This is a genomic window from Aeromicrobium sp. (assembly GCF_014378035.1).
Classification (GTDB): domain Bacteria; phylum Actinomycetota; class Actinomycetes; order Propionibacteriales; family Nocardioidaceae; genus Aeromicrobium.
Genome location: NZ_JACMOM010000163.1, coordinates 14,948 through 35,492 on the forward strand (window position 1 = coordinate 14,948; position 20,545 = coordinate 35,492).

The 20,545-nt window shown below is 69.3% G+C and carries 25 protein-coding genes, 1 tRNA gene and 1 riboswitch; of the genes, 12 read left to right on the top strand and 14 right to left on the bottom strand.

Going from position 1 to position 20,545, the window contains the following annotated elements:
• Positions 1 to 94: 94 nt before the first annotated feature.
• The 5 genes from H7290_RS08445 to H7290_RS08465 all read right to left on the bottom strand — a co-directional run bounded on the left by H7290_RS08445 (position 95) and on the right by H7290_RS08465 (position 3,251).
• Positions 95 to 931: a Bax inhibitor-1/YccA family protein gene (locus tag H7290_RS08445; protein WP_290513576.1), complete on the bottom strand. Its 837-nt coding sequence runs from the start codon at positions 929 to 931 to the stop codon at positions 95 to 97.
• A gap of 132 nt (positions 932 to 1,063) precedes the next feature.
• Positions 1,064 to 1,891 (bottom strand): formate dehydrogenase accessory sulfurtransferase FdhD, encoded by an 828-nt coding sequence (gene fdhD / locus H7290_RS08450; RefSeq protein ID WP_290513577.1) that lies wholly within the window; start codon positions 1,889 to 1,891, stop codon positions 1,064 to 1,066.
• Positions 1,891 to 2,145, bottom strand: coding sequence for a DUF6457 domain-containing protein (locus tag H7290_RS08455; protein ID WP_290513578.1), 255 nt, complete (start codon positions 2,143 to 2,145; stop codon positions 1,891 to 1,893). Before H7290_RS08455 ends, fdhD begins: the two co-directional genes overlap by 1 nt.
• Positions 2,138 to 2,740 carry an NTP transferase domain-containing protein gene (locus tag H7290_RS08460; protein WP_290513579.1) on the bottom strand — a complete coding sequence of 201 codons (603 nt, stop codon included), beginning with the start codon at positions 2,738 to 2,740 and terminating at the stop codon, positions 2,138 to 2,140. Before H7290_RS08460 ends, H7290_RS08455 begins: the two co-directional genes overlap by 8 nt.
• Complete coding sequence (locus H7290_RS08465) at positions 2,733 to 3,251, bottom strand: DinB family protein (RefSeq protein WP_290513580.1); 519 nt, start codon at positions 3,249 to 3,251, stop codon at positions 2,733 to 2,735. Before H7290_RS08465 ends, H7290_RS08460 begins: the two co-directional genes overlap by 8 nt.
• Before the next feature lie 18 nt (positions 3,252 to 3,269).
• Between H7290_RS08465 and trmB the strand changes: the two genes are divergently transcribed.
• The gene (trmB, locus tag H7290_RS08470) at positions 3,270 to 3,998 is read left to right on the top strand and encodes a tRNA (guanosine(46)-N7)-methyltransferase TrmB (protein ID WP_290513581.1); all 729 of its coding nucleotides are present in this window, start codon (positions 3,270 to 3,272) and stop codon (positions 3,996 to 3,998) included.
• A 9-nt stretch (positions 3,999 to 4,007) separates the two neighbouring features.
• Positions 4,008 to 4,391: a hypothetical protein gene (locus H7290_RS08475; RefSeq protein ID WP_290513582.1), complete on the top strand. Its 384-nt coding sequence runs from the start codon at positions 4,008 to 4,010 to the stop codon at positions 4,389 to 4,391.
• A gap of 178 nt (positions 4,392 to 4,569) precedes the next feature.
• Here the strand turns inward: H7290_RS08475 and H7290_RS08480 are convergent, their stop codons facing one another.
• Both H7290_RS08480 and H7290_RS08485 read right to left on the bottom strand, forming a co-directional pair.
• A complete protein-coding gene (locus tag H7290_RS08480; RefSeq protein WP_290513583.1) occupies positions 4,570 to 4,896 on the bottom strand; it encodes a hypothetical protein in 327 nt (108 codons plus the stop codon).
• Between the two features lie 36 nt (positions 4,897 to 4,932).
• Positions 4,933 to 7,326, bottom strand: a complete 2,394-nt coding sequence (locus H7290_RS08485; RefSeq protein ID WP_290513584.1) for an acetyl-CoA acetyltransferase — start codon at positions 7,324 to 7,326, stop codon at positions 4,933 to 4,935.
• A 49-nt stretch (positions 7,327 to 7,375) separates the two neighbouring features.
• On the opposite strand from H7290_RS08485, the gene H7290_RS08490 reads away from it, so the two are divergent.
• Positions 7,376 to 7,978 carry a TetR/AcrR family transcriptional regulator gene (locus H7290_RS08490; protein ID WP_290513585.1) on the top strand — a complete coding sequence of 201 codons (603 nt, stop codon included), beginning with the start codon at positions 7,376 to 7,378 and terminating at the stop codon, positions 7,976 to 7,978.
• Here the strand turns inward: H7290_RS08490 and H7290_RS08495 are convergent.
• Together H7290_RS08495 and H7290_RS08500 are read right to left on the bottom strand one after the other, a co-directional pair.
• On the bottom strand, positions 7,965 to 8,408 hold the full coding sequence (locus H7290_RS08495) for a hypothetical protein (RefSeq protein ID WP_290513586.1): 444 nt from the start codon (positions 8,406 to 8,408) through the stop codon (positions 7,965 to 7,967). The genes H7290_RS08490 and H7290_RS08495 overlap by 14 nt on opposite strands.
• A 90-nt stretch (positions 8,409 to 8,498) precedes the next feature.
• Positions 8,499 to 9,494, bottom strand: a complete 996-nt coding sequence (locus tag H7290_RS08500; protein ID WP_290513587.1) for an aldo/keto reductase — start codon at positions 9,492 to 9,494, stop codon at positions 8,499 to 8,501.
• Between the two features lie 47 nt (positions 9,495 to 9,541).
• Here H7290_RS08500 and H7290_RS08505 point away from each other — a divergent pair, with 47 nt between their 5' ends.
• Positions 9,542 to 10,093: a hypothetical protein gene (locus tag H7290_RS08505; RefSeq protein WP_290513588.1), complete on the top strand. Its 552-nt coding sequence runs from the start codon at positions 9,542 to 9,544 to the stop codon at positions 10,091 to 10,093.
• Between the two features lie 78 nt (positions 10,094 to 10,171).
• On the opposite strand, the gene H7290_RS08510 is transcribed toward H7290_RS08505, so the two are convergent.
• Positions 10,172 to 10,462, bottom strand: a complete 291-nt coding sequence (locus tag H7290_RS08510) for a putative quinol monooxygenase (RefSeq protein WP_290513589.1) — start codon at positions 10,460 to 10,462, stop codon at positions 10,172 to 10,174.
• A gap of 126 nt (positions 10,463 to 10,588) precedes the next feature.
• Positions 10,589 to 10,698: riboswitch (TPP riboswitch) on the top strand.
• Here H7290_RS08510 and thiE point away from each other — a divergent pair.
• From thiE to bluB, 8 genes are all read left to right on the top strand, one after another.
• Entirely contained in the window at positions 10,696 to 11,304 is a 609-nt protein-coding gene (thiE, locus tag H7290_RS08515) for a thiamine phosphate synthase (RefSeq protein ID WP_290513590.1), read from the top strand. (Overlaps the previous riboswitch by 3 nt.)
• Entirely contained in the window at positions 11,301 to 12,422 is a 1,122-nt protein-coding gene (gene thiO / locus H7290_RS08520) for a glycine oxidase ThiO (RefSeq protein WP_290513591.1), read from the top strand. Before thiE ends, thiO begins: the two co-directional genes overlap by 4 nt.
• Before the next feature lie 50 nt (positions 12,423 to 12,472).
• Positions 12,473 to 12,601, top strand: a complete 129-nt coding sequence (thiS, locus tag H7290_RS08525; protein WP_290513592.1) for a sulfur carrier protein ThiS — start codon at positions 12,473 to 12,475, stop codon at positions 12,599 to 12,601.
• Positions 12,602 to 12,630: 29 nt separating this feature from the next.
• The gene (locus H7290_RS08530) at positions 12,631 to 13,389 is read left to right on the top strand and encodes a thiazole synthase (protein ID WP_290513600.1); all 759 of its coding nucleotides are present in this window, start codon (positions 12,631 to 12,633) and stop codon (positions 13,387 to 13,389) included.
• Positions 13,389 to 13,964, top strand: coding sequence for a thiamine phosphate synthase (locus H7290_RS08535; RefSeq protein WP_290513593.1), 576 nt, complete (start codon positions 13,389 to 13,391; stop codon positions 13,962 to 13,964). Before H7290_RS08530 ends, H7290_RS08535 begins: the two co-directional genes overlap by 1 nt.
• On the top strand, positions 13,961 to 14,761 hold the full coding sequence (thiD, locus tag H7290_RS08540) for a bifunctional hydroxymethylpyrimidine kinase/phosphomethylpyrimidine kinase (protein WP_290513594.1): 801 nt from the start codon (positions 13,961 to 13,963) through the stop codon (positions 14,759 to 14,761). Before H7290_RS08535 ends, thiD begins: the two co-directional genes overlap by 4 nt.
• Entirely contained in the window at positions 14,761 to 16,452 is a 1,692-nt protein-coding gene (thiC, locus tag H7290_RS08545) for a phosphomethylpyrimidine synthase ThiC (protein ID WP_290513595.1), read from the top strand. Before thiD ends, thiC begins: the two co-directional genes overlap by 1 nt.
• On the top strand, positions 16,449 to 18,149 hold the full coding sequence (gene bluB / locus H7290_RS08550; RefSeq protein WP_290513596.1) for a 5,6-dimethylbenzimidazole synthase: 1,701 nt from the start codon (positions 16,449 to 16,451) through the stop codon (positions 18,147 to 18,149). Before thiC ends, bluB begins: the two co-directional genes overlap by 4 nt.
• 6 nt (positions 18,150 to 18,155) lie before the next feature.
• Here the strand turns inward: bluB and H7290_RS08555 are convergent, their stop codons facing one another.
• The 4 genes from H7290_RS08555 to H7290_RS08570 all read right to left on the bottom strand — a co-directional run bounded on the left by H7290_RS08555 (position 18,156) and on the right by H7290_RS08570 (position 20,507).
• Positions 18,156 to 18,665 carry a DsrE/DsrF/DrsH-like family protein gene (locus tag H7290_RS08555; RefSeq protein WP_290513597.1) on the bottom strand — a complete coding sequence of 170 codons (510 nt, stop codon included), beginning with the start codon at positions 18,663 to 18,665 and terminating at the stop codon, positions 18,156 to 18,158.
• A gap of 20 nt (positions 18,666 to 18,685) precedes the next feature.
• A complete protein-coding gene (locus tag H7290_RS08560; RefSeq protein WP_290513598.1) occupies positions 18,686 to 19,000 on the bottom strand; it encodes a TusE/DsrC/DsvC family sulfur relay protein in 315 nt (104 codons plus the stop codon).
• 1 nt (position 19,001) lies between these two features.
• Complete coding sequence (locus H7290_RS08565) at positions 19,002 to 20,261, bottom strand: FAD/NAD(P)-binding oxidoreductase (protein ID WP_290513599.1); 1,260 nt, start codon at positions 20,259 to 20,261, stop codon at positions 19,002 to 19,004.
• Between the two features lie 172 nt (positions 20,262 to 20,433).
• Positions 20,434 to 20,507, bottom strand: a tRNA-Leu gene (locus H7290_RS08570).
• Positions 20,508 to 20,545 lie beyond the last annotated feature (38 nt).

Here is a 20,545-nt window from a genome sequence, read left to right on the forward strand (position 1 = left end):
TGCTGCTCCCGCTCGTACGCCCGGTGCGCCGTTGCCGGACGCACGAAGGGCCGGCCCCGAAGGACCGGCCCGTTCGTGGTGCATCAGCTCGAGGTCAGTCGCCACGCAGGATCGCGAGGATGCGGAGCAGCTCGATGTAGAGCCACACCAGCGTGACGGTGAGGCCGAAGGCCGCACGCCAGGACTCGCGCTCCGGCAGACCGGCAGCCACACCCTGCTCGATGTAGTCGAAGTCCATGATCAGCATGAACACCGCGAGCACCACGGCGACCACTGACACCAGCAGTCCGAGGACTCCGAAGCCACGCAGTCCGCCCTGGCTGAGAACACCGGTCACGCTCAGCACGAGGTTGACCAGCATCACGCCGACGAAGCTGAACATCGCGATGGTCAAAACCTTGCGGAACCTGGCCGTCACCTGGATGTTGAAGAACTTGTAGGCCGCCAAGGTGCCGGCGAAGGCGACCATGGTCGCGAGGACCGCCTGGAAGACGATCGTCGGGTCGCCGACGTAGCCGGCGATGACCTTGGAGAATGCACCAACGAAGACACCCTCGACCAAGGCGTAGGCCAGGACCAGCGCGGGGCTGATGACCTTTTTGAACGAGTTGACCAGCGAGAGCACCAGGCCGAACATCGCGCCGCCGATGGCGAACGTGAATGCCTTGCCGTACGCGGCGTCTCCCGTGGTGGGATCGCCGAGGTCGCCGATGAGAAACCACGTGACGGCTGCGGCTGCGATGACGAGCCCCAGCGTGATGGCGGTCTTCTCCACGACTGTGTCGATCGTCATGCGTCCGGTGCCAGCACCGGTGTGGGTGGGCGATCCCTTGCTGTCGAGATCGATCTGCCACTGCGACGGGTTGGTCGCGGTGGTGCCCTTGCCGTTGAACTCGGCACTGCGAGCAAAGACTGGGTTGCTGCTCTTCATGTTTCCCTCCGTGGGATCGGCTCCGAGATGGAGTCGTTGCCTTCACCCTATCCAACGCTCCAGCCTGTCCGTTTGCTCCCGAACCGGTCGTTGGAATGCGCAACCTTCTCAAGGTCTGCACGCGTCGGAAGGTCAGCCGATGCGCTGGGCCCCGGCGTAGACGTTGAACGCCCTGCCACGGCTGAAGCCGATCAGCGTCATGCCGGCAGACGCGGCGTGCTCGACGGCCAGCGACGATGGCGCCGACACTGCCGAAAGCACCGGGATGCCAGCCATGTGCGCCTTCTGCACCAGCTCGAACGATGCCCGCCCCGATACCTGCAGGACGCACCCGCTCAGCGGTAGGCGGTCCTCGCGCAGGGCCCAACCGACGACCTTGTCGACGGCGTTGTGACGCCCGACGTCCTCGCGGAGACACAGGAGTTCGCCGGCGGCGTCGAACAGTCCCGCCGCGTGCACCCCCCCGGTGCGGTCGAACACCTTCTGCTGCTCACGAAGTCGGTCGGGCAGCGACCCCAGCAGCGCAGAGGTGTACCTCGAGTCGCCGCCTAGATCGCCGAAGTGGGCGACCTTGTGCACCGCATCGATCGACGCGGTGCCGCAGATGCCGCACGAGCTCGAGGTGTAGACATGCCGCTCGAGCGTGAGATCGAGCGGAGGAGTGTCTGCGCTGAGCTCAGCATCGATGACGTTGAACGTCTGGAGCCCGTTCTCATCGGTGCCTGCGCAGTAGCGCATCGAGACGAGCTGGTCGGCCGACCAGATCACCCCCTCGGAGACGAGGAAGCCGGCCACCATGTCGAAGTCGTCTCCTGGCGAGCGCATCGTCACCGACAGCGAGGTGCCGTTGACGCGCACCTCGAGCGGCTCCTCGACGGCCAGGGAGTCCTCCCGCAGCGTCGAGGTGCCATCGGTCGCGAACTTGGTGACCTTGGTGCGGCGGACGAGCCGGCCGGCCATCAGCCGTCGTTCCCCTGGCGCTCGCACAGCGCTGTGGCGGTCTGGATGGCCTTGCGCAGGCCGTCGCGCGAGCCACCGGCGAGTCCGGCCGCCAGGCCGGCGACGAATGTCGTGAGTGGCGCGGCGGGGCGAACGACGGAGTGGGCCGCGACGGAGGCGAGGTCGAGCACCTGCTCGGTGTCGACGTCGAGACCGGTGATGCCCAGCTCGGCGGCCACCGTGGCCACCCAGTCGTCAAGCGAGATGTCAGCCACGATCGTGTCCTTCCGCCAGTGCCCTCTGCTGATCGTGCCACGTGTCGATGTCGAGCGCCGCCCGAGCGGGAACCACGACCTCGACCAGGTCGAGCGGGGCCAGCAGCGCCCGCACCGACAGGTCGACCAGGGTCGGATGGGACCGGATGGAGTCACGAAGCGCCTCGGTGCGCACGACGCTCATCAGGTGCTGACGGCGTCTGTCGCCGTCGACCGCGATGGCACCGTCACCGGTGCCGCCGGCGCAGGCGTCCAGCAGCAGGTCAAGCGCGTCTGCGAGGAACGGCTGGTCGCACGCCGTCAGGAGGACGTGGGAGGCGTGCACCTCGGCGACGCCTGCCCCGATCGCGGAGGCAGGGCCGGAGAAGCGCGGCGCCTCCTGCACGACGGTGTGCCCCGGCGCCTCGACGTCTCCCACGACGACGACCCGCGCCGCCCCGGAGACTGCACGCAGGGTGCGGGCCAGCAGCGTCTCGCCGTCGAGCTCGATCGAGGCCTTGTCGACCCCACCCATGCGTGACCCGCGCCCCCCTGCGAGCACGACGGCATCCCACTCCCCCATGTCGGTCCCGACGCCGCGGCCGGCGTCAGCCACGCACGTCGTGCAGGTGGTGGACGACGTCGTGCAGGAAGTACTGCGCCAACGTCGACACGGTGAAGGCAGCTCCGTTGTCACGCAGGCCCGTGCGGTCCCACGAATCGGCCGGGACCGAGTCGAGTGTCGTCACGAACGCCGTGCCGGCAGCGACGAGCTGGGACGAGACCTCCGACGGAAGCTGCGAGGCGTAGTCGTCGGCGATCGCTGCCTCGTCCTGGTCCCAGTTGGTGAACACGGGGTCGTCCTGCTCGAGCATGAGCCGCACGCGGCCATCGAACTCCAGGAAGACGTCGCGGACGTGGCAGGCGTACTCCGTGGGCGACCACGTCGTGGGAGTGGGCCGCTCCCGCGCCTCGACGCGACTCAGCACGGCCTGCCACCGGGGCAGGTCAGCCAGCGTCCGCCCACCGATCTCGTCGGGTGGGACGTCGCCGGCCGTGAGCCCACACTCGGCGCACGGTGTGTGAAGGACCCACGTCCAGTCCTTGGTGTCGGGTTCGGTGTTCACACCTCTACGCTAGCGCGGGTGCAGACTCACCGGTCCAGAGGCGAACAGCCCTATCGCACCGAGCCGGTGTCGTTCACCCGCCGCGGCGGGCGACTCTCCGACCGGCAGCAGGCAGCGTGGGACGCCATCGGCGCGACCCATGTGCTCGACGTCCCGCGCAACGGCATCAGCACCTCGGTCGACCCCGCGTACGTCTTCGAAGCCACCGCGACGTTCGGCCGTCAGGCACCCCTGGTCGTCGAGATCGGCACGGGTCGTGGTGACGCGCTCGTGCACTCCGCCGAACGCCATCGCGACCACGACTTCCTCGGCATCGAGGTCTACCGCCCGGGCATCGCACAGACCCTCGTGACGGTGCAGCACCTCGGCCTCGACAACGTCCGCATGATGATCGTGAACGCGGCGGAGGCCGTCGCGACGATGCTGCCGACGGCCTCGGTGCACGAGCTGCGGATGTGGTTCCCCGACCCGTGGCACAAGGTTCGTCACCACAAGCGCCGCCTCGTCACACCCGACTTCGCGACCCACGTCGGTCGTGTCGTCGAGCCGGGTGGCACGTGGAGGTTGGCCACCGACTGGGAGGACTATGCCGAGCAGATCAGGGCCGTGATCGCCGGCTCGGCGGAATTCGACGGCGGCGCGTGGGAACCCCGGTTCGAGGAGCGGCCGCTGACCCGGTTCGAGAGCAAGGGCCTCGCAGTCGGCCGCACCATCCGAGACGTCAGCGCCGTGAGACGGACGCCCTAGGATGTGGGGATGATCGAGACGACCAACGCCGAGAAGCTGCGCATCACGGACGGTTTCGTCATCTGGACGATCGGCCGGACCGCCGAGGAGACGGGTCTGCTCGACCCGCTGCCCGAAGGCGCCGAAGCCATCGAGGAGCGCGACGAGGACCGGCCCGAACGGGTAGACGCTGCGCTGTTGTTCGTCGGCAGCCGGGCCGAGCTGGTCGACGACCTCGATGAGGTGATGCCCCAGCTCGGGTCCATCCCGATCGTGTGGATCTCGTACCCGCAGAGCCACGTCGACCTCAACGAGGACACGATCCAGGACCTGATCGGCGACTTCGGCTGGAGCGCCGTCGAGTCGATAGCGCTCGACGAGACCTGGGCGGCCATGCGGATCAGGCAGTCCTGATCAGCACTGCCTGATCAGCACTGCCTGATCACCATCACCTGACGATCAGGCCGGAAGCCTCGGCCTGGTGATCCAGATGCCCGGCGGCAGCCCTCGAGTGCGGAGAACGTCCTCTGCAGTGTGAGCAGCGCGACCGCGACGTAGGAGGGGTCGCACGCCGGGTCCGGTGACGAGAAGATCAGGCGCCACCTTGCCCGAGCACAGCCGCGAGGGCCGCCTCGGTCAGTCGGGGCCAGGCCTGGCCCTGCGATGCCGGTACCGCAACCCAGTCCTTGAGCGGTCGGCCCTTGCCGGACGGGTCGAAGGGTTGCACCCCGTCGAGTGCCAACGCCTCGGTGTGCGTCGCGGAGCCGCCGACCAGCTTGACCGCGAGCCTCTCGCCGCGAAAGCTCGCGAACGCCTTGCCCTCGTACGTCAGTGAGCGTGAGCCGAACAATGCACCGGGCAGGACGCCTCTGGGCGCCAGCTCATCGACGATCTCGTCGAATCGTGCCTCCGGGTCCATGCTCACCTCGCTGGGGCCAGCCTAGTGCGTCGGCTGTCAACGGTTCTTCCACACCGGAGCCCGTTTCTCGGCGAAGGCCATGACTCCCTCGAGGGTGTCCTCGCTGATGAGCAGCTGGTCCATCGCGTCGGTCTGCTGCCGCGCGGCCTCGACGACGTCGGCGATGCCCCGCGTGGCCTCGATGGTCTCCAGCGACAGCCGCACTGAGGTCGGCGACACCGCCACGACCTGGGCCGCGAGCTCGCGCGCCGCGTCCATCACACTCCCCTTCGGCACGACCCGGCTGACCAGTCCGAGTGCGAGGGCCTCGTCCGCGGGCACCTGCCGACCCGTCAGGATGAGCTCGTTGGCGATCTTGTCGGGGATGCTGCGGGGCAGACGGACGACTCCGCCGGCAGCGGCGAACAGGCCGACCTTGACCTCGGGCAGGGCGAAGCGCGCCGACTCGTCGGCGACCGCGAGGTGGCAGGCCAGGACGATCTCAAAGCCGCCACCCATCGCCGCGCCGTTCACGGCCGCGATGACCGGCTTGAGCATGGCCCGGCGCGACGTCAGCCCGCCGAACCCAGTGTCGGGGAACCACGGGAAGCCCCCACCCTCGGCCGGCGAAGCGGTCAGGTCGTTGCCCGCGCAGAAGGCGTCGTCGCCCGCACCGGTAATGATCGCGACCCACATCTCGGGGTCGGCGAAGAAGGTGTCGAAGACCTGCTCGAGCTCGACGTGCGCCGGGGAGTGCAGCGCGTTGCGCACCTCGGGCCGCTGCAGGGTCACCTCGAGCACACGACCGTCGCGTCGTACCGAGATGTGGTCGTAGTCTTCGCGGAGTCCATCGGCGGCCCGCGGGATCAGCTCGTCGGCGCGCTGCCTGCTCACGGTGACGCGGTTGCCGTAGCCGAAGGATCGGGCGAAGACGCGCGTCCCGATCGGCTCCTCCCCGCCCGTGAGCACGGCCAGTACGTCGTCGTCACCGTCGACCGTGGTGGCCCAGAACCGCCGACCATCCGCCTCGAGCCGGCCGACGACGATGCCCGTGGCGCCGACCCGGTCGTGCACGACGGTGTAGGTCTCGATCGTGGCCCAGCCGTCGGGGGTCGACGTGGTCGCGGCCTTCGGCACGGCATCGAGGCGGGCCTGCAGCGCCGGTGCGTCGACGGTCTGCCACGGCGTCGGCGTCGTGGAGTAGACGCCAGCGGAGTACTTCGACAGGATGCCGCCGTTGGCCCCCACCAACCCGAGCGAGCCGGGCCCAGCGCGCAGACGGTCGACGACCTCGGCGATGGCGTGCATCGAGTAGTTGTTGCCCGCACCGCCGAAGAAGGGCAGGCCGCCCGTGAGGGTCAGCCCGCGTGGGTCACCGGGGTCGAGGCCGAGTCCGTCGCAGACGGCGGACACGGCGATCGGGTAGCAGCTGTAGAGGTCGAGGTGCGTCAGGTCGTCTGCTCCGATGCCGGCCATCTCCAGCGCGTGCTTGACCGCCAGGACCGCGGCAGGAGCCGCGTCCAGGTCGGGACGGTCGACGATCGAGAGCTCGACGGTGTCGGCATGCCCGTGCACGAAGACCCATCTTTCCTCGGGCACACCGAGGTCGCGGGCTGCGCCGACCGACATCATCAGCACCGCTGCACCTTGGTTGACCTGGTCGCGGGCGATCAGGAAACGGGGGTAGGGGTCGGCCACCAGGCGGTTGCGCTCGGTGATGGTCACGGGCTCTTCGGCCGTCCGGGCGGTCGGTGCCGCCGACAGCGGATTGGCCGACGCAACACGGGTGAACGGTGCAAAGAGCTCGCCCATCGACCGGGCGTACGCCTCACGCGACAGTCCGAGCCGGGCACGGCGCGCATGCTCCAGCAACGCATACTGGCTCGTCGCGTCGGTCAGCCCGTGACGCACCTGCGGCAGCGTCACGATGCCGCGCAGCCCGTAGCCGCGGTCCTCGACCGTCCCCGCGGGGTCGTCGGTGAAGTCCGGTTTGTCATCGGCCTTCGACAGATGGCGCGCCGTCGAGATCGCCTCCGAGCCGACCAGCAGGACGACGTCCGCGTCACCGGCAGCGATCACGTCGCCGAGCTCGGCCACGAGGTGCTGCGGACCCTGCCCGCCGGTGACCTCGAGGATCGCGCGGTCCGGGTCGGCGCCGATGTCGCGGGCGATCGACCGCGCGACGTTGGTCGATCGTCCCAACGGTGCCGAGCCGATGGGTGTCGAGATCTCGAACTGCCGGACTGCGGCAATGATGTCGATCTTTGCCGCGACTGTCGCCGGGGCGACGCCGGAGTCGGTGAGGGCGCGGATGGCGGCCTGCGCCGCCAGACCCACGGCCGAGAGCCCTCGGTAGTCGGGGTCGTCGACTCGTTCGGCCGACTGGCCGACACCCACGAGCACGGGTGTACGTGGGTCGAGGTCGGCGAGGGCTGCGGCATCCGTGGTCATGCAACCAGTATACTGACGGTGTGCGTTCAGTATTGGCGGAGGCGCCGGCATGACCCGTATGACGTCGCCCGGCCGTCCCCGCGACCCCGACCTGGAGCGACGGGTGCACGTGGCGGCCTGCGTCGTCTACGGCCGCAATGGCTGGGCGGGCTTCAGCATCGACGCCGTCGCGCGGGAGGCCGCCGTCGGCAAGGCGTCCATCTACCTGCGGTGGTCCGACAAGCGTGAGCTGCTCGTCAACGCCTTGGTCGACACTCTCGTGCAGGTCGGGGACGTCGACACCGGATCGCTGCGCGGTGACCTCATCGCGCTGGCACGGCACCACCTCGCTTCGTACGTCGGCGACCTCAGGGATGCGGCCCTCCGGATGACGACAGAGGCTCCGTTGACACCTGACCTTCGTGGGCCATGGGAGACGTGGCGCGAGGCACAGGTCCGGGCGGCGCGGGCCGTCGTGAGGCGCGGCATCGCCCGGGGCGAGATCGCCCACGACTCATCGGTCACGCTGCTGCTCGACGCACTCTTCGGCGCGGCGTTGATGCACTCTCTGGTCACCCCCGACGACCTGGCCGCCCGTGAAGCCCTCGACGTCCAGGAGTATGCGACGTCGCTGGTCGACTTCGTGCTGTCGGCCGTGCCTACTTCACCATGACGGTGGCCGTGTGCTCGTTGATCTCGTCAGTCATCGTGTAGGTTCCTGGCCGGTCGAAGCGGTAGTACTCCGGCAGGTCCTTCGCCACGCTCATGCCGGGCAGCGTTCCCGCCACGATGCTGTGGACGAGGTCGTCGCCACTCGTGAGCTCCACGACATCGCCCACCTTGATCGTCACCGTGTCGGGGGTGAAGCCGTTTTCCCGCATCGCCATCGTCGTGGCGGGGTTGTCGGTGATGCCGACCAACACCGGGTTGCCGGCGTCGGTGGAGGGCGTGTTGGTGGAGGGCGTGTCAGTAGCCCCGCCCTCCTTCGAGGCCGACGAGCCCGCGGCGCCGTCGCTGGACCCTGACGATTCGGAGCCGCTGCAGCCGGTCAGGGCTGCCAGAGCGGCAACGATCAGGACGGTCGTACGGACGGCTCGTGACATGCGTCCACGCTAGGGCCCTTCGAACGTACGCGGAAGCACCACGTCGGATGAGGCAGAGACCCACCCTCGGAACCGCCGCACGAGGCCTGCCTACCAGCGCGGGTGGATGGCCTCGCGCAGGTCGCGGTCGTAGATGGTGTGCACCGTCGCGTCGAAGGTGTCGGGAAGCTCGACCGTTGCGGCCCCGGCATTCGACCGGACCTGAGCCACGTTGCGGGCGCCGGGGATGACTGCCGAGACGCCATCCTGGGCGAGGATCCACGCGATGGCTGCCTGCGCCGGACGGACGCCCTCGGGCACCGCAGCCGCAAACTCCTGCGCTGCGCGCACCCCGGTGTCGTAGTCGACGCCGGAGAAGGTCTCACCCACGTCGAACGCCTCGCCCGACCGGTTGTAGGTGCGATGGTCATCGGACGCGAACGTCGTCTCAGACGTGTAGCGGCCCGACAGCAGCCCTGACGCCAGCGGCACGCGCGCGATGACGCCGACGCCGGCTTCCCGTGCCGCCGGCAGCACCTCGTCGAGGGGCTTGAGCCGAAAGGCGTTGAGGATGATCTGGACGCTGGCCACGTGAGGACGCGCGATGGCCGTCAGCGCCTCGGCGACGGTCTCGACACTGACTCCGTAGGCGGCCATCACGCCTTCCTGCACGAGGGTGTCGAGAGCGTCGAACACCGTGTCGTCCGAATACACCAGCGTGGGCGGGCAGTGCAGCTGCACGAGGTCGAGCGTGTCGACACCGAGATTGGTGCGGGAGCGGTCGGTCCAGGCGCGGAAGTTGTCGAGGGTGAAGTGCACCGGATCCTGCTCGGCACGCCGGCCCATCTTGGTGGCGACGAAGATGTCGCGAGCGGGATCTGCCGCGCGGAACTCGCCGATGAGCTGCTCGCTGCGGCCGTCGCCGTAGACGTCTGCGGTGTCGAAGAACGTGACGCCGCTGTCGGCCGCAGCACCCAGCACTGCCATGGCCTCGTCGTGGCTGACGTCGCCCCAGTCGGCACCGAGCTGCCAGGTGCCGAGCCCCACCTCAGAGACCTGTCGACCCGTGCGGCCGAGTGTTCGTGTGCTCATCGTGCGTACGTCCATGCTGGTTCTCCTTGGTGGCATCCGACCACCCAGCCTAGGCTCCTGCCATGACTGTGCACCCGATGGCTTCGCGCTCGGTGGCTCCGACGGATGCAGAGCAGGCGGTACCGCGGGCGGGCGACGACATCGTGCCCGGCGCCACCGTCGTGATGAATCGTGCGTTCACGCTCGAGGCGGCCCGTGAGCAGGTCTGGCCGTGGTTCGTCCAGCTCGGCAAGCAGCGCGCCGGGTGGTACCTCCCCCGGGTGGTCGAACGGCTCGTCCCGGCCGGACGCCGCTCCCTGCGACACATCGACCGCGAGCTGCAGCGCCTCTCGGTCGGCGACGTGATCCCCGACTGGGGTGGCAAGGACGCGACCTTCGAGGTTGCCATTCTCGACTCACCGTCGACCCTCGTGCACCTCAGCACGCGAGGCCGGACGCACCTGTCGTGGGCGATCACCCTGACCGGGCTGTCGGGCGGCACCACCCGCGTCCATCTGCGCCTGCGCATGGACAACATCAAGCACGAACGCCTCGCCGCCCTGGGCGGCGGATTCGTGGACTGGCTGACCATCGTCGGCCTCGCCGCCGGGTTGAACGAACGCCTGGACGCTTGACCCGAACGGCCTTCCAGGTTTGAAGGGTTCCCGTTCACCTGACGGACCGGCGTGCACGTCAACCTTTCAAATCTGGGATCAGTCGAGGGGGTTGAGCGGGTGGATGGCCGGAGGGGCGGCGAGCTCGCTGCCGAGCACCGTCAGTGCCTCCTGGATGTGCGGGGTCTGCATGTGCAGGTCCAGGTCAGACGGCGCGCTCCACTCCTCGACAGTGATGAACGTGCCGGGGGTCGCAGTCGACTCCGACAGGTGGTACGACAGGCAGCCCTCCTCCTCGCGGGTGGGTGCGACCAGCGCCTTCATGGCCTCGCGGACGGCATCTTCCGAGCCGGGCTTGGCAGTGATGACGGCGACGACGTTGAGACTCATGGTTCCTCCGCGGGATCGGGCCCTCTCGAGCACGTGTGACTGGGCAAGTCCTGTCACAGTAGGGCGACGCAGGACCAGGCGCTCGCCGGAGTGCTGAGCCATCCCCGGATCTGGTGCTAGGGTCGGCGGCATCCACACGGGAGCCCGATGCATCGGGCTGAGAAGGGGCTGAAGCAGCCCCGACCGTCGAACCTGCTCCGGGTCATGCCGGCGAAGGAAGTGCTTGCGACGTGTTGCCACGTATTCATCTCATCACCCATTTCCCTCACCTCGACGAGGTCGCGCTCCAACTCGTGACCGCGGTCGTTGACGTCGGCGTGGACGCGATCCAGGTTCGCGCCAAGGGAGCGACCGACCGCGAGCTGGTGGCGTGGACGCGCGCGGTCGTTAGCGTCGTTCGCCCCCGGGGAGCGCGCGTGCTCGTCAACGACCGCCTCGACCTTGCCCTCGCTGCGGGAGCTGACGGCGTCCACCTGGGATCGAACGACCTGCCGGTGGCGGACGCGCGGGCCATGGTTCCGGCCGGTTTCCTGATCGGCGCAACCTGCCGCGATGGTGCGGACGCCGAGCGGGCACGGGCCGACGGTGCGGACTATGCCGGGGTCGGCCCGGTGCACGCCTCCACGACGAAGATCGGGCTGCCCGCCCCGATCGGGCTGGGTGCGCTGAGCGCGGCTGCCCTGGCGCTCCCCACGATCGCCATCGGCGGCATCACCGCCGGCCGGGTCCCGGCCGTCCTGCGCGCCGGAGCCCACGGCGTTGCCGTGGTGGCGGCCGTGTGGCAGGCGCTCGACCCACCCCGTGCCGCGAAGGAGATCGTCGACCTGGTCCACGCCGCGTGAACGGGTCCGAGGACGGCCAGTCCGTGGTGGTCGTCGGTGGCGGCATCGTCGGGCTCGCATGCGCCGACGAGCTGGTCCGGGCCGGCCACCGCGTCACCCTCTGCGATCCATCACCCGGCGCGGGCGCGACCTACGCCGCAGCGGGGATGCTCGCGCCGGGCGGTGAGGCGTGGTTCGGAGAGGAGTCTCTGCTCCGACTCGGGCGGGAGTCCCTGGCGCGGTGGCCCTCTTTCGCTGCGGGCCTGAGCGAACGCTCGGGCGTGGACGTCGACCTGCGCGCCGACGGGACGCTGCTGGTGGCGGGTGACCGCAGCGACCTCGAAGAAGTCCGACGGACCTGCCGCCTCCTGTCGCTCGCCGGGGTCCGTGTCGACGAGCTCGACCGGCGCGATCTGAAGGTCAAGGAACCTCGGCTGTCGAGCCGCGTCCTTGGTGGGGCCTTCCTCCCCGACGACCACCAGGTCAACCCTCGCCGGGTGGTGGCCGCCTTGTTGGCGGTGCTCGGTGATTGCGTCGTGCGGCAACGGGCCGTCCCTACGGAGGACGGCGTCCTGCTCGAGGACGGAACCCGGTTGCGCGCGGATGTCGTCGTGCTGGCCACCGGGGCCACGGGCTTGCCTCGCGTGCGGCCCGTGCGCGGCGAGATCGTCCGGGTACGAACCCCTGATGCCCCGACGTGCGTGCTGCGCGCCCGACTGCACGGTGAGCGGGTGTACGTGGTGCCCCGCCATGACGGCGAGCTGGTGATCGGCGCGACCGAGGAGGAGCACCCCGCGGAGCAGACAGCGCCCATGCCGACCGTGGGCGGTGTGGCGCGGCTCCTGGAGACCGCTCGCGCCCTGGTCCCGGGGCTCGAGACGGCCCACGTGTTGGAGGTCGTGGCTCGGGACCGGCCTGGAAGCCCCGACAACGGCCCCCTGATCGGCCCCGTGCCCGTCCACGGACCAGCCCGGCGCCTTCTCGCCGGCGGCCACCACCGCGGCGGTGTGCTGCTGGCTCCGATCACGGCGGCGGCCATCTGCGCCCATGTCGCCGAGCGCGAGGTCCCGCACGCCGCTCGCGCCTTCCTCCCCAACCGCTTCGACCTTTCGGAAAGAGACGAGGACCAATGCACGTAGACCTGAACGGACAAGCGCACGAGATACCCGATGGTGCCTGCCTTCCAAGCGTGGTGACGGACGCCCGGGGCATCGCTGTCGCGGTGAACGGTGCTGTCGTCTGTCGCGGCGACTGGCCGTCGACCATGCTGCGGGAACATGACCGCATCGAGGTCATCACCGCCCACCAGGGCGGGTGATCGGCGTGGACGACGAAGCCGACCTCGGGATGGAGATAGCCGGGATTCAGCTCCCGAGCCGCCTGTGGCTCGGCACAGGCGGCCTGACCAGCCACGACACCGTCCGCCGGGTCGTCGAGGCCGGTCGGCCAGGGTTGGTGACGGTCTCGATGCGGCGAACCTCCGACACCGGGCCGAACGGTCTGCTCACGGTGCTTCGCGAGCTGGGCGTGCGCCTCCTGCCCAACACGGCCGGCTGCCTGAGCGCCCGGGAGGCGGTTCTGACCGCCGAGCTCGCTCGAGAGGCGCTCCAGACCGACTGGGTGAAGCTGGAGGTGACCGGCGACGAGATCAGCTTGCTTCCCGACGTGGTCGAGCTGGTGGAGGCCGCCGCCATTCTGGTGGACCTCGGTTTCACGGTGCTGCCCTACACGACTGCGGACCCGGTGGTCGCGCGGCGCCTGGTCGACGTCGGGTGCGCCGCGGTGATGCCGCTCGGCTCACCGATCGGGTCGGGACGGGGAATCGCCGACCCACATGCGATCGAGACTGTGCGCGCGGCGGTGTCCGTGCCCCTCGTCCTGGACGCCGGCATCGGCACGGCCAGCGAGGCCGCTCACGCCATGGAGCTCGGCTGTGACGCGGTCCTGGTGGCCACCGCCGTCACAAGGTCTGAGGATCCGGTGTCGATGGCCCGCGCCATGCGCCTGGGGGTGCAGGCAGGCGAGCTGGCCCACAGCTCCGGCCGGATCCCACGGCGCGAGCAGGCCCGCGCCTCGAGTCCGATGCATGGGCGGGTCGAGATCTGATGACCCGGCTGCTCCTGCTGACCGACCGCCACCAGCTACCCCCCGGGCGAGACCTCGTCACGACCGTGGCCCGGTGCTCGGAGGCCGGGCTCACCGTCGTCGTCCTCCGTGAGCTCGACCTCCCTGAGGACCGACGCACCGAGCTCGCGCTGCTCCTCGCCCACCACGTGCGGGTCATCGCGGCTCGTCGCCCGCTGCCCGGGACCCGCGGCGTTCACCTCGCCGCTCACCAGCCGGTCGCGGACGCAGGTGACGCCGGGACGCTCGGCCGCTCGTGCCACCACGAGGACGAGGTCGAGCGGGCGGTCGCCCAGGGCGCCGACTACGTGACCATCTCCCCCGTCGCCATCAGCGCTTCCAAGCCGGGCTATGGCCCGCCCATCGGTGTCGCCGGTGTTCGCCGGGCCGTCGCGGTTGCGGGAGACGTGCCGGTGCTTGCCCTGGGCGGGGCCGACGTCGGCAACGTCCGCGAGCTGCGCGCCGCGGGGGCGCACGGGCTGGCGGTGATGGGGGTCGTGATGCGGGCCCCGGACCCGGCTGCCGTGATCGAGCAGTTGCTGGTGGGGACAGCGTGAACGGCCCGCCCGTGGTGCTGAGCATCGCCGGCACCGATTCGGGAGGTGCCGCCGGACTCGCGGCCGACCTCACCACGTTCGCGGCGCTCGGCGCTCACGGGACCTGTGCGGTCACGGCGGTCACGGCGCAGGACACGACCGGCGTTCACGCGATCGTGCCGCTGGCCGCCGCTGATGTACGAGCTCAGATAGTCGCCGTCTTCGACGACCTGCCGGTGGCTGCGGCCAAGGCAGGCATGCTCGGATCGGCGGAGGTGGCCCACATCGTGGCCGATCTGGTGGCCGTGTCGGTCCCGCTGGTGGTTGACCCCGTGCTGGTGGCGACCAGCGGGGCCGTGCTCGGCGACGACCTCCTCGTCACGGCTTACCGTGACGTTCTGCTGCCCCGATGCGCGGTGGTGACTCCCAACCTCCACGAGGCCGTGCGCCTCACCGGCCTCGATCCCGAGCGACCGCTGCCGGAGATCGCCCGAGCCCTGCACGAGATCGCGCCAGCCGTCGTGCTCACGGGAGGCGACCCCTGCGCACGAGTGTGTCGTGACGTGGTCATCGACCGTCTCGGGCACCTCGCGGTCCTGGAGCACCCCGCCGTGCCGAGCAGCAACGACCACGGCACCGGGTGCACCTTCAGCGCGGCACTCGCCGTCCACCTCGCCCGCGGCCTCGACCTCGGGCCCGCGGTCCGGCTCGCCCAGTCCTTCGTGGCCCGCGCGCTTGCCACCTCCGCCACCTGGCAGCTCGGCCGCGGCCGAGGCCCGGTCGCTCACGTATTCACCCACCCCCACAAGGAGAACTGATGCACATCCATCCCTCGCACAGCACCGTGCACCGCACCGGCTCACGCGACGACGTCGCCGTGCCGTTCACGCGCGTCGCGCTCACCAACGGCGACACCTTCGACCGCTACGCCACGGCCGGCCCCGGCAGCGACCCCGAGGTCGGCCTGCCTGCCCTGCGCAGGGCCTGGCTCGACGAGCGAGCCGACACCGAGGAGTACGACGGCCGCGAGACGCAGCTGCTCGACGACGGCAGGACGGCCGTGCGCCGGGGTGAGGCGCATGAGCAGTGGCACGGACAGCGGGCCCGTCCCCGCCGCTCCCAGCCCGGGCGCACCGTGACCCAGATGCACTACGCCCGTCAACGTGTCGTCACCCCCGAGATGGAGTACGTGGCGATCCGCGAGGGGATGGACGTCGAAGTGATTCGCACCGAGGTCGCCGCCGGACGCGCGATCATCCCGGCCAACGTCAACCACCCCGAGGCCGAGCCGATGATCATCGGCAAGCGGTTCCTGGTGAAGATCAATGCCAACATCGGCAACTCCGCGGTGACCAGCTCGATCGCCGAGGAGGTCGACAAGATGACCTGGGCGGTGACCTGGGGCGCCGACACGGTGATGGACCTCTCGACGGGTGAGGACATCCACACCACCCGCGAGTGGATCGTGCGCAACTCGCCGGTCCCGATCGGCACCGTCCCGATCTACCAGGCCCTGGAGAAGGTCGACGGCGACGCCTCGAAGATGACCTGGGAGATCTACCGCGACACCGTCATCGAGCAGTGCGAGCAGGGCGTCGACTACATGACCGTGCACGCTGGCGTTCTGATGCGCTACGTCCCCCTCACCGCACAGCGGATCACCGGCATCGTCTCGCGCGGTGGGGCGATCATGGCTGGCTGGTGCCTGGCCCACCACGAGGAGAACTTCCTCTACACCCACTTCGACGAGCTGTGCGAGATCTTCGCCCGCTACGACGTGTCCTTCTCCCTCGGGGACGGCCTGCGGCCCGGCTGTACCGCCGACGCCAACGATGAAGCCCAGCTCTCCGAGCTTCGCACCCTCGCCGAGCTGACCCAGAGAGCGTGGGCGCACGACGTGCAGGTCATGGTCGAGGGTCCCGGCCACGTGCCGCTGAACCTCGTCGAGCAGAACGTCGTGCTGCAGCAGGACTGGTGCCACGGCGCCCCGTTCTACACCCTCGGCCCGCTGGCCACCGACATTGCGCCCGGCTACGACCACATCACCTCGGCCATCGGGGCGGCGGCCATCGCGATGCACGGCACCGCGATGCTGTGCTACGTCACCCCCAAGGAGCACCTCGGGCTGCCGAACCGCGACGACGTCAAGACCGGTGTGATCACGTACAAGCTCTCCGCCCACGCCGCTGACATCGCCAAGGGACACCCCGGGGCGCGCGACTGGGACGACGCACTGTCCAAGGCACGTTTCGAGTTCCGCTGGCACGACCAGTTCGCGCTGTCGCTCGACCCGCACACCGCGCAGGAGTTCCACGACGAGACCCTGCCCGCCGAGGCCTCGAAGACCGCGCACTTCTGCTCGATGTGCGGCCCGAAGTTCTGCTCGATGAGAATCAGCCAGGACGTTCGTGACTACGTGGCCTCCGGCATGGCGCAGAAGTCCACGCAGTTCGTGGAGATGGGGTCGTCGATCTACGTGGAGGAGCCGACCTACACTCGTCCCACATGACGTGGAACCGGCCCGTACCTCTCCTCGGTGACTCGACCTCGGCGGCCGAACGTGCCGCCGAGGTCGAGGGGTGGGCCTTCCCGACGGCCGCTCGAGAGGCGTTCTACGAGGTCCTTGGCGCCCGTCGTGACGTACGCCGCTTCCGCCCCGACCCGGTCGACCCGCAGCTCGTGCGTCGGGTGCTGGCTGCCGCGCACATGGCGCCGTCCGTCGGGCACAGCCAGCCGTGGCGCTTCATCGTGGTGTCCGACCCCGCCACCAGGGACCGGGCCGCACGGATGGCCGACGAGCAGCGCCTCCGGCAAGCCCGACAGCTGGAGGCCGACGCCGCCAGACGGTTGCTGGACCTGCAGCTCGAGGGGATCCGCGAGGCTCCCATCGGGGTGGTCGTCGCTTGCGACCGGCGTACGGCGCCTGCGGGAGTGCTCGGGCGGGCGACGTTCCCCGACGCTGACATGTGGTCGTGCGCCTGCGCCATCCAGAACCTCTGGCTGGCCGCGCGAGCCGAGGGTCTGGGAGTCGGCTGGGTCACCCTGTTCGAGCAGTCCGACCTCGAGGCCCTGGTCGGGGTGCCCGACGGGGTGGTCACCCTGGGCTGGCTCTGTCTGGGTTGGCCCGACGAGCGTCCCCCGGCCCCGGGCTTGGAGCGGGCAGGTTGGTCACGTCGGCAGCCGGTCGACGAGGTGATCTTCGCCGAACGCTGGAGCGAGGCCACCCCGGCGCCGCCGTCGCGCCTGCGAGCGCCCCTCAACGACGCCGTGGTGGGCGCCCGGGACGAGGCCGACGTGCTGCTGACCCCGCCGGGCTCGCTCGGGACGCTGGACCGCTACGTCGACCGGGTCGAGGCCGCGGCGCAGGGACGTGGAGAGAACGCGCCGACCGGCCAGCTGATCCTGGTCGCGGGCCGGCATCCAGCCACGGCCCACGGCATCTCCGCCTACCGCGACTCCGTGACTGAGGACGTGCTCGCGGCAAGTCGCGTGGGCGAGTCCGCTGGCGCCGTCGCGGCTGCGGCGGCCGGTCTCGCCTTCAGCCCGGTGGACGCCGGCAGTGCGACGGGCGACCTCGTCAACTCTGACGCCATGTCTGCCCATCAGGTGTCGGACCTGCTTGAGCGTGGCCGCAGTCTCGGGGTTGCCGCCGGCAGAAATCACGTCCTCGTGGCGCTCGGCGAAGTCGGCATCGGCAACACCACGGTGGCCGCCACCCTCGCGGCGGCGTTGTTGGGACTACCCGCAGTCGAGGTGGTGGGGCTGGGTGCCGGGTCAGACACCGACATGATGCAGCGCAAGATCGACGTCGTCGAAGCCGCCCTCGCGAGAGTGCAGAAAGCGCGAAGCCTGGACCTGCTGCTTCCCGAGGAGGCACTCGCCGCGCTGGGTGGACCTGAATTCTGTGTCCTTGCAGGGGTGGTGCTGGGTGCCGCGTCCACCGGGGCGGTCAGCGTGCTCGACGGCCTTGCCACCAGCGTCGCTGCCCTCGTGGCGGTCCGCATCGAGCCCGGTGCAGCGGCGTATCTCGTTGCCGGCCAGCGCAGCCGTGAAGTCGCGCACCCCGCAGTCTTGGACCACCTGGGCCTCGAGCCGTTGCTGGACCTGCGACTGCGGGTGGGTGAAGGGGTCGGCGCAGCGTTGGCCTCCGCCATGCTGGTCAGTGGGCTGACGTTGCGCCGACAGATCGGCCGAACGGCGCAGTGACAGCCCCTAGATGAAGAGCATCTGCGCTCCCACGGTCTTCTCGATGAAGTCCGAGGCGCTGATGATGGCTTCAACCTCGTCGTAGAGGTCTTCAGCCTCCAGATGTTGCATGTCGGCCGACATCCGGCAGGCCCACAGGTGGCCACCGGAGTCGACGATCTGCTGAAGAAACTCGGGCACCTCGGGCACTCCGACCTCCGCGATCGACTTCTTCATCTGGTGCGTGGCCATCGCGGTCATGCCCGGCACCCCTCCAAGTCCCTGCGGCATGTGTGCCGCAGTGTTCCCGAGCATGGTGAACTTCAGGTCGCCCATCGTCTTCTTGTTGATCATGTCGAAGCCCCAGAACGTGAAGAACAGATGCGTCTCCACTCCCTCGCCGAGCGCGGCGTTGGCCATGATGAGGCCGGGGTAGGCCATGTCCAGGTTGCCCTTGGAGCAGATGATCGCGAGCTTGCGGCCGCTCTCCTCATCGCCGAAGGACGGAATGATCGGGGCTGTCTCGGTGGTGGTCATGTCGGTGTCTCCTGTTCGACTCACACGCAACCGCGAGGCTTCGGAAGCCCGGCGATGTAGGCCATCTTCTTGGCCGGCTTCTTGGGAAACAGGGTGAAGAGCTGCTTGGTGGGCAGCCCGCCCACGGTGGCCACCCTGCGCAGGGTCGCGGTCTCGCCCTGCTCAGGGAAGTCGCTGCGCAGGAAGCGGATCGCCTTCCAGTGCTCGTCGCTCATCTCGACACCGATCTGGGCGGCGAGCGCCCGTCCCAGGTCCTCGGTCCACTCGTCGTACTGCGTCATGAACCCCTCGTCGTCGACGTGGATCTCGTGGCTGTCGATCGTGGTGGTGGGCATGTCAGGTCTCCTGCTTCTCTGATTCGGTTGCGGGTAGGTTCTTCCCGGCCATCGACATCAAGGCTGGGAGCGGGACAGGACGGCCGGGGAGCAGGACGTTCCAGTAGACCCAGCGGAAGGCGAGCTTCCCCAGGTGGTTGGCACGGGTCTCCTTCAGCAGGTCCATCGGACCGACCACCGGCAGCGGGTACTTGCCGGTCAAGGGCTCGGTGTCGTAGTTGAAGTCGATCAGCAGGGCCTTGTCGTTGCCGGACTCGACGAAGCAGTTGGCGTGCCCGTCGAAGGCGCCGGTCATCGGCCTGCCGGCGATGTGCTCGAGGAAGTTGCCGACGAAGATCTCGACCGAGAAGTGCGCGACCGATCCGGCCTTGGAGGCCGGGATGTCGCTGGCGTCGCCGATCGCGAAGATGTTGTCGAACTTCTTCGAGAGCTGGGTGTGCTTGTCGACGGGTACGTAGTTGAGCTCGTCGCCGAGCCCCGAGCGTCCGACGAAATCAGCGCCCATGTTCACCGGGATCGTCACCAGCAGGTCGAACGGGACCTCGCGCTCGTCGTAGGAGACCAGCATCTTCCGTTCGTTGTCGATCCGTTCGACCATGAAGTCGGTCTCGACGTGCACCTTGCGCTCCTCGAGCATTCCGCCGAGGTGGGCCGAGGCCACCGGCTTGGTGAACGCCCCGTCCAAGGGGGTCACGTAGACCAGCTCGACGCGGTCGCGGATCCCGCGATCCCGTAGCCACGCCTCGGCGAGGAAGGTGAACTCCAGGGGCGCAACCGGGCACTTGATCGGCATCTCGGTGATGTGCACGACGAGCTTGCCGTGGTCGAAGCGGGCGAGCGCCTCCGCAAGCGCCTCAGCGCCGTCCAGGGTGTAGAAGTCGAAGATGCTGCGCCGCCACTCCGGGCCAAGCATGCCGGGCGTCTGGTCCGGATGCGGGGTCGTGCCAGTGGCGATGACGAGCTGGTCATAGGCAAGTGCGCGACCGCCTTCGAGAAGTACCACGCCGTCGGCGGTGTCCACCGTGTCGATCGAGCCGATCACGAAGTCGACACCGTCGGGAAGGAACGCGTGCCGCGACCTGACCACCTGGTCATGGGAGTACCCACCGAAGGGCACGAACAGATAACCCGGCTGGTAGTGGTGCTCGTCGTCGCGGTCGACGACTGTGATGCTCCACTCTCCATGGTCGAGGCGGTGCCGCAACTTGTTGGCGATCATGGTCCCGGCCGTTCCGCCGCCGAGAATGACAAGTCTCCTCATGGCTGTCTCCTGTCTTCTGCCTGCACCCCGACGCTAGAACCCGGGGGTATTCGCAAGAAGTGGCGAAGGTCCCTCGTCGGAGTGACCAAGGCACCACGAGGGCGCCTTCTCGGTTCAGCCAGCGCAGTCGACGGTCCACCGGCGGGTCTGGGAGACAGGGTCGAGAATCGTGTGCTCCCGATGGGGGTCGAACCCACACTGTGACGGGTTTAAGCCATCTGCCTCTGCCAATTGGGCTACGGGAGCGCAGCGCAAGCCTAGTGTCACCGAGCGGGGTGGGGTGA

What these genes read in the sequence shown, in the direction of transcription:
- H7290_RS08445 (WP_290513576.1), bottom strand. Translation starts at nt 931, where the DNA reads ATGAAGAGCAGCAACCCAGTCTTTGCTCGCAGTGCCGAGTTCAACGGC.
- fdhD (WP_290513577.1), bottom strand. Translation starts at nt 1,891, where the DNA reads ATGGCCGGCCGGCTCGTCCGCCGCACCAAGGTCACCAAGTTCGCGACC.
- H7290_RS08475 (WP_290513582.1), top strand. Translation starts at nt 4,008, where the DNA reads ATGATCGAGACGACCAACGCCGAGAAGCTGCGCATCACGGACGGTTTC.
- H7290_RS08480 (WP_290513583.1), bottom strand. Translation starts at nt 4,896, where the DNA reads ATGGACCCGGAGGCACGATTCGACGAGATCGTCGATGAGCTGGCGCCC.
- H7290_RS08485 (WP_290513584.1), bottom strand. Translation starts at nt 7,326, where the DNA reads ATGACCACGGATGCCGCAGCCCTCGCCGACCTCGACCCACGTACACCC.
- H7290_RS08490 (WP_290513585.1), top strand. Translation starts at nt 7,376, where the DNA reads ATGACCCGTATGACGTCGCCCGGCCGTCCCCGCGACCCCGACCTGGAG.
- H7290_RS08495 (WP_290513586.1), bottom strand. Translation starts at nt 8,408, where the DNA reads ATGTCACGAGCCGTCCGTACGACCGTCCTGATCGTTGCCGCTCTGGCA.
- H7290_RS08500 (WP_290513587.1), bottom strand. Translation starts at nt 9,494, where the DNA reads ATGGACGTACGCACGATGAGCACACGAACACTCGGCCGCACGGGTCGA.
- H7290_RS08505 (WP_290513588.1), top strand. Translation starts at nt 9,542, where the DNA reads ATGACTGTGCACCCGATGGCTTCGCGCTCGGTGGCTCCGACGGATGCA.
- H7290_RS08510 (WP_290513589.1), bottom strand. Translation starts at nt 10,462, where the DNA reads ATGAGTCTCAACGTCGTCGCCGTCATCACTGCCAAGCCCGGCTCGGAA.
- H7290_RS08530 (WP_290513600.1), top strand. Translation starts at nt 12,631, where the DNA reads ATGGAGATAGCCGGGATTCAGCTCCCGAGCCGCCTGTGGCTCGGCACA.
- H7290_RS08535 (WP_290513593.1), top strand. Translation starts at nt 13,389, where the DNA reads ATGACCCGGCTGCTCCTGCTGACCGACCGCCACCAGCTACCCCCCGGG.
- thiC (WP_290513595.1), top strand. Translation starts at nt 14,761, where the DNA reads ATGCACATCCATCCCTCGCACAGCACCGTGCACCGCACCGGCTCACGC.
- bluB (WP_290513596.1), top strand. Translation starts at nt 16,449, where the DNA reads ATGACGTGGAACCGGCCCGTACCTCTCCTCGGTGACTCGACCTCGGCG.
- H7290_RS08555 (WP_290513597.1), bottom strand. Translation starts at nt 18,665, where the DNA reads ATGACCACCACCGAGACAGCCCCGATCATTCCGTCCTTCGGCGATGAG.
- H7290_RS08560 (WP_290513598.1), bottom strand. Translation starts at nt 19,000, where the DNA reads ATGCCCACCACCACGATCGACAGCCACGAGATCCACGTCGACGACGAG.
- H7290_RS08565 (WP_290513599.1), bottom strand. Translation starts at nt 20,261, where the DNA reads ATGAGGAGACTTGTCATTCTCGGCGGCGGAACGGCCGGGACCATGATC.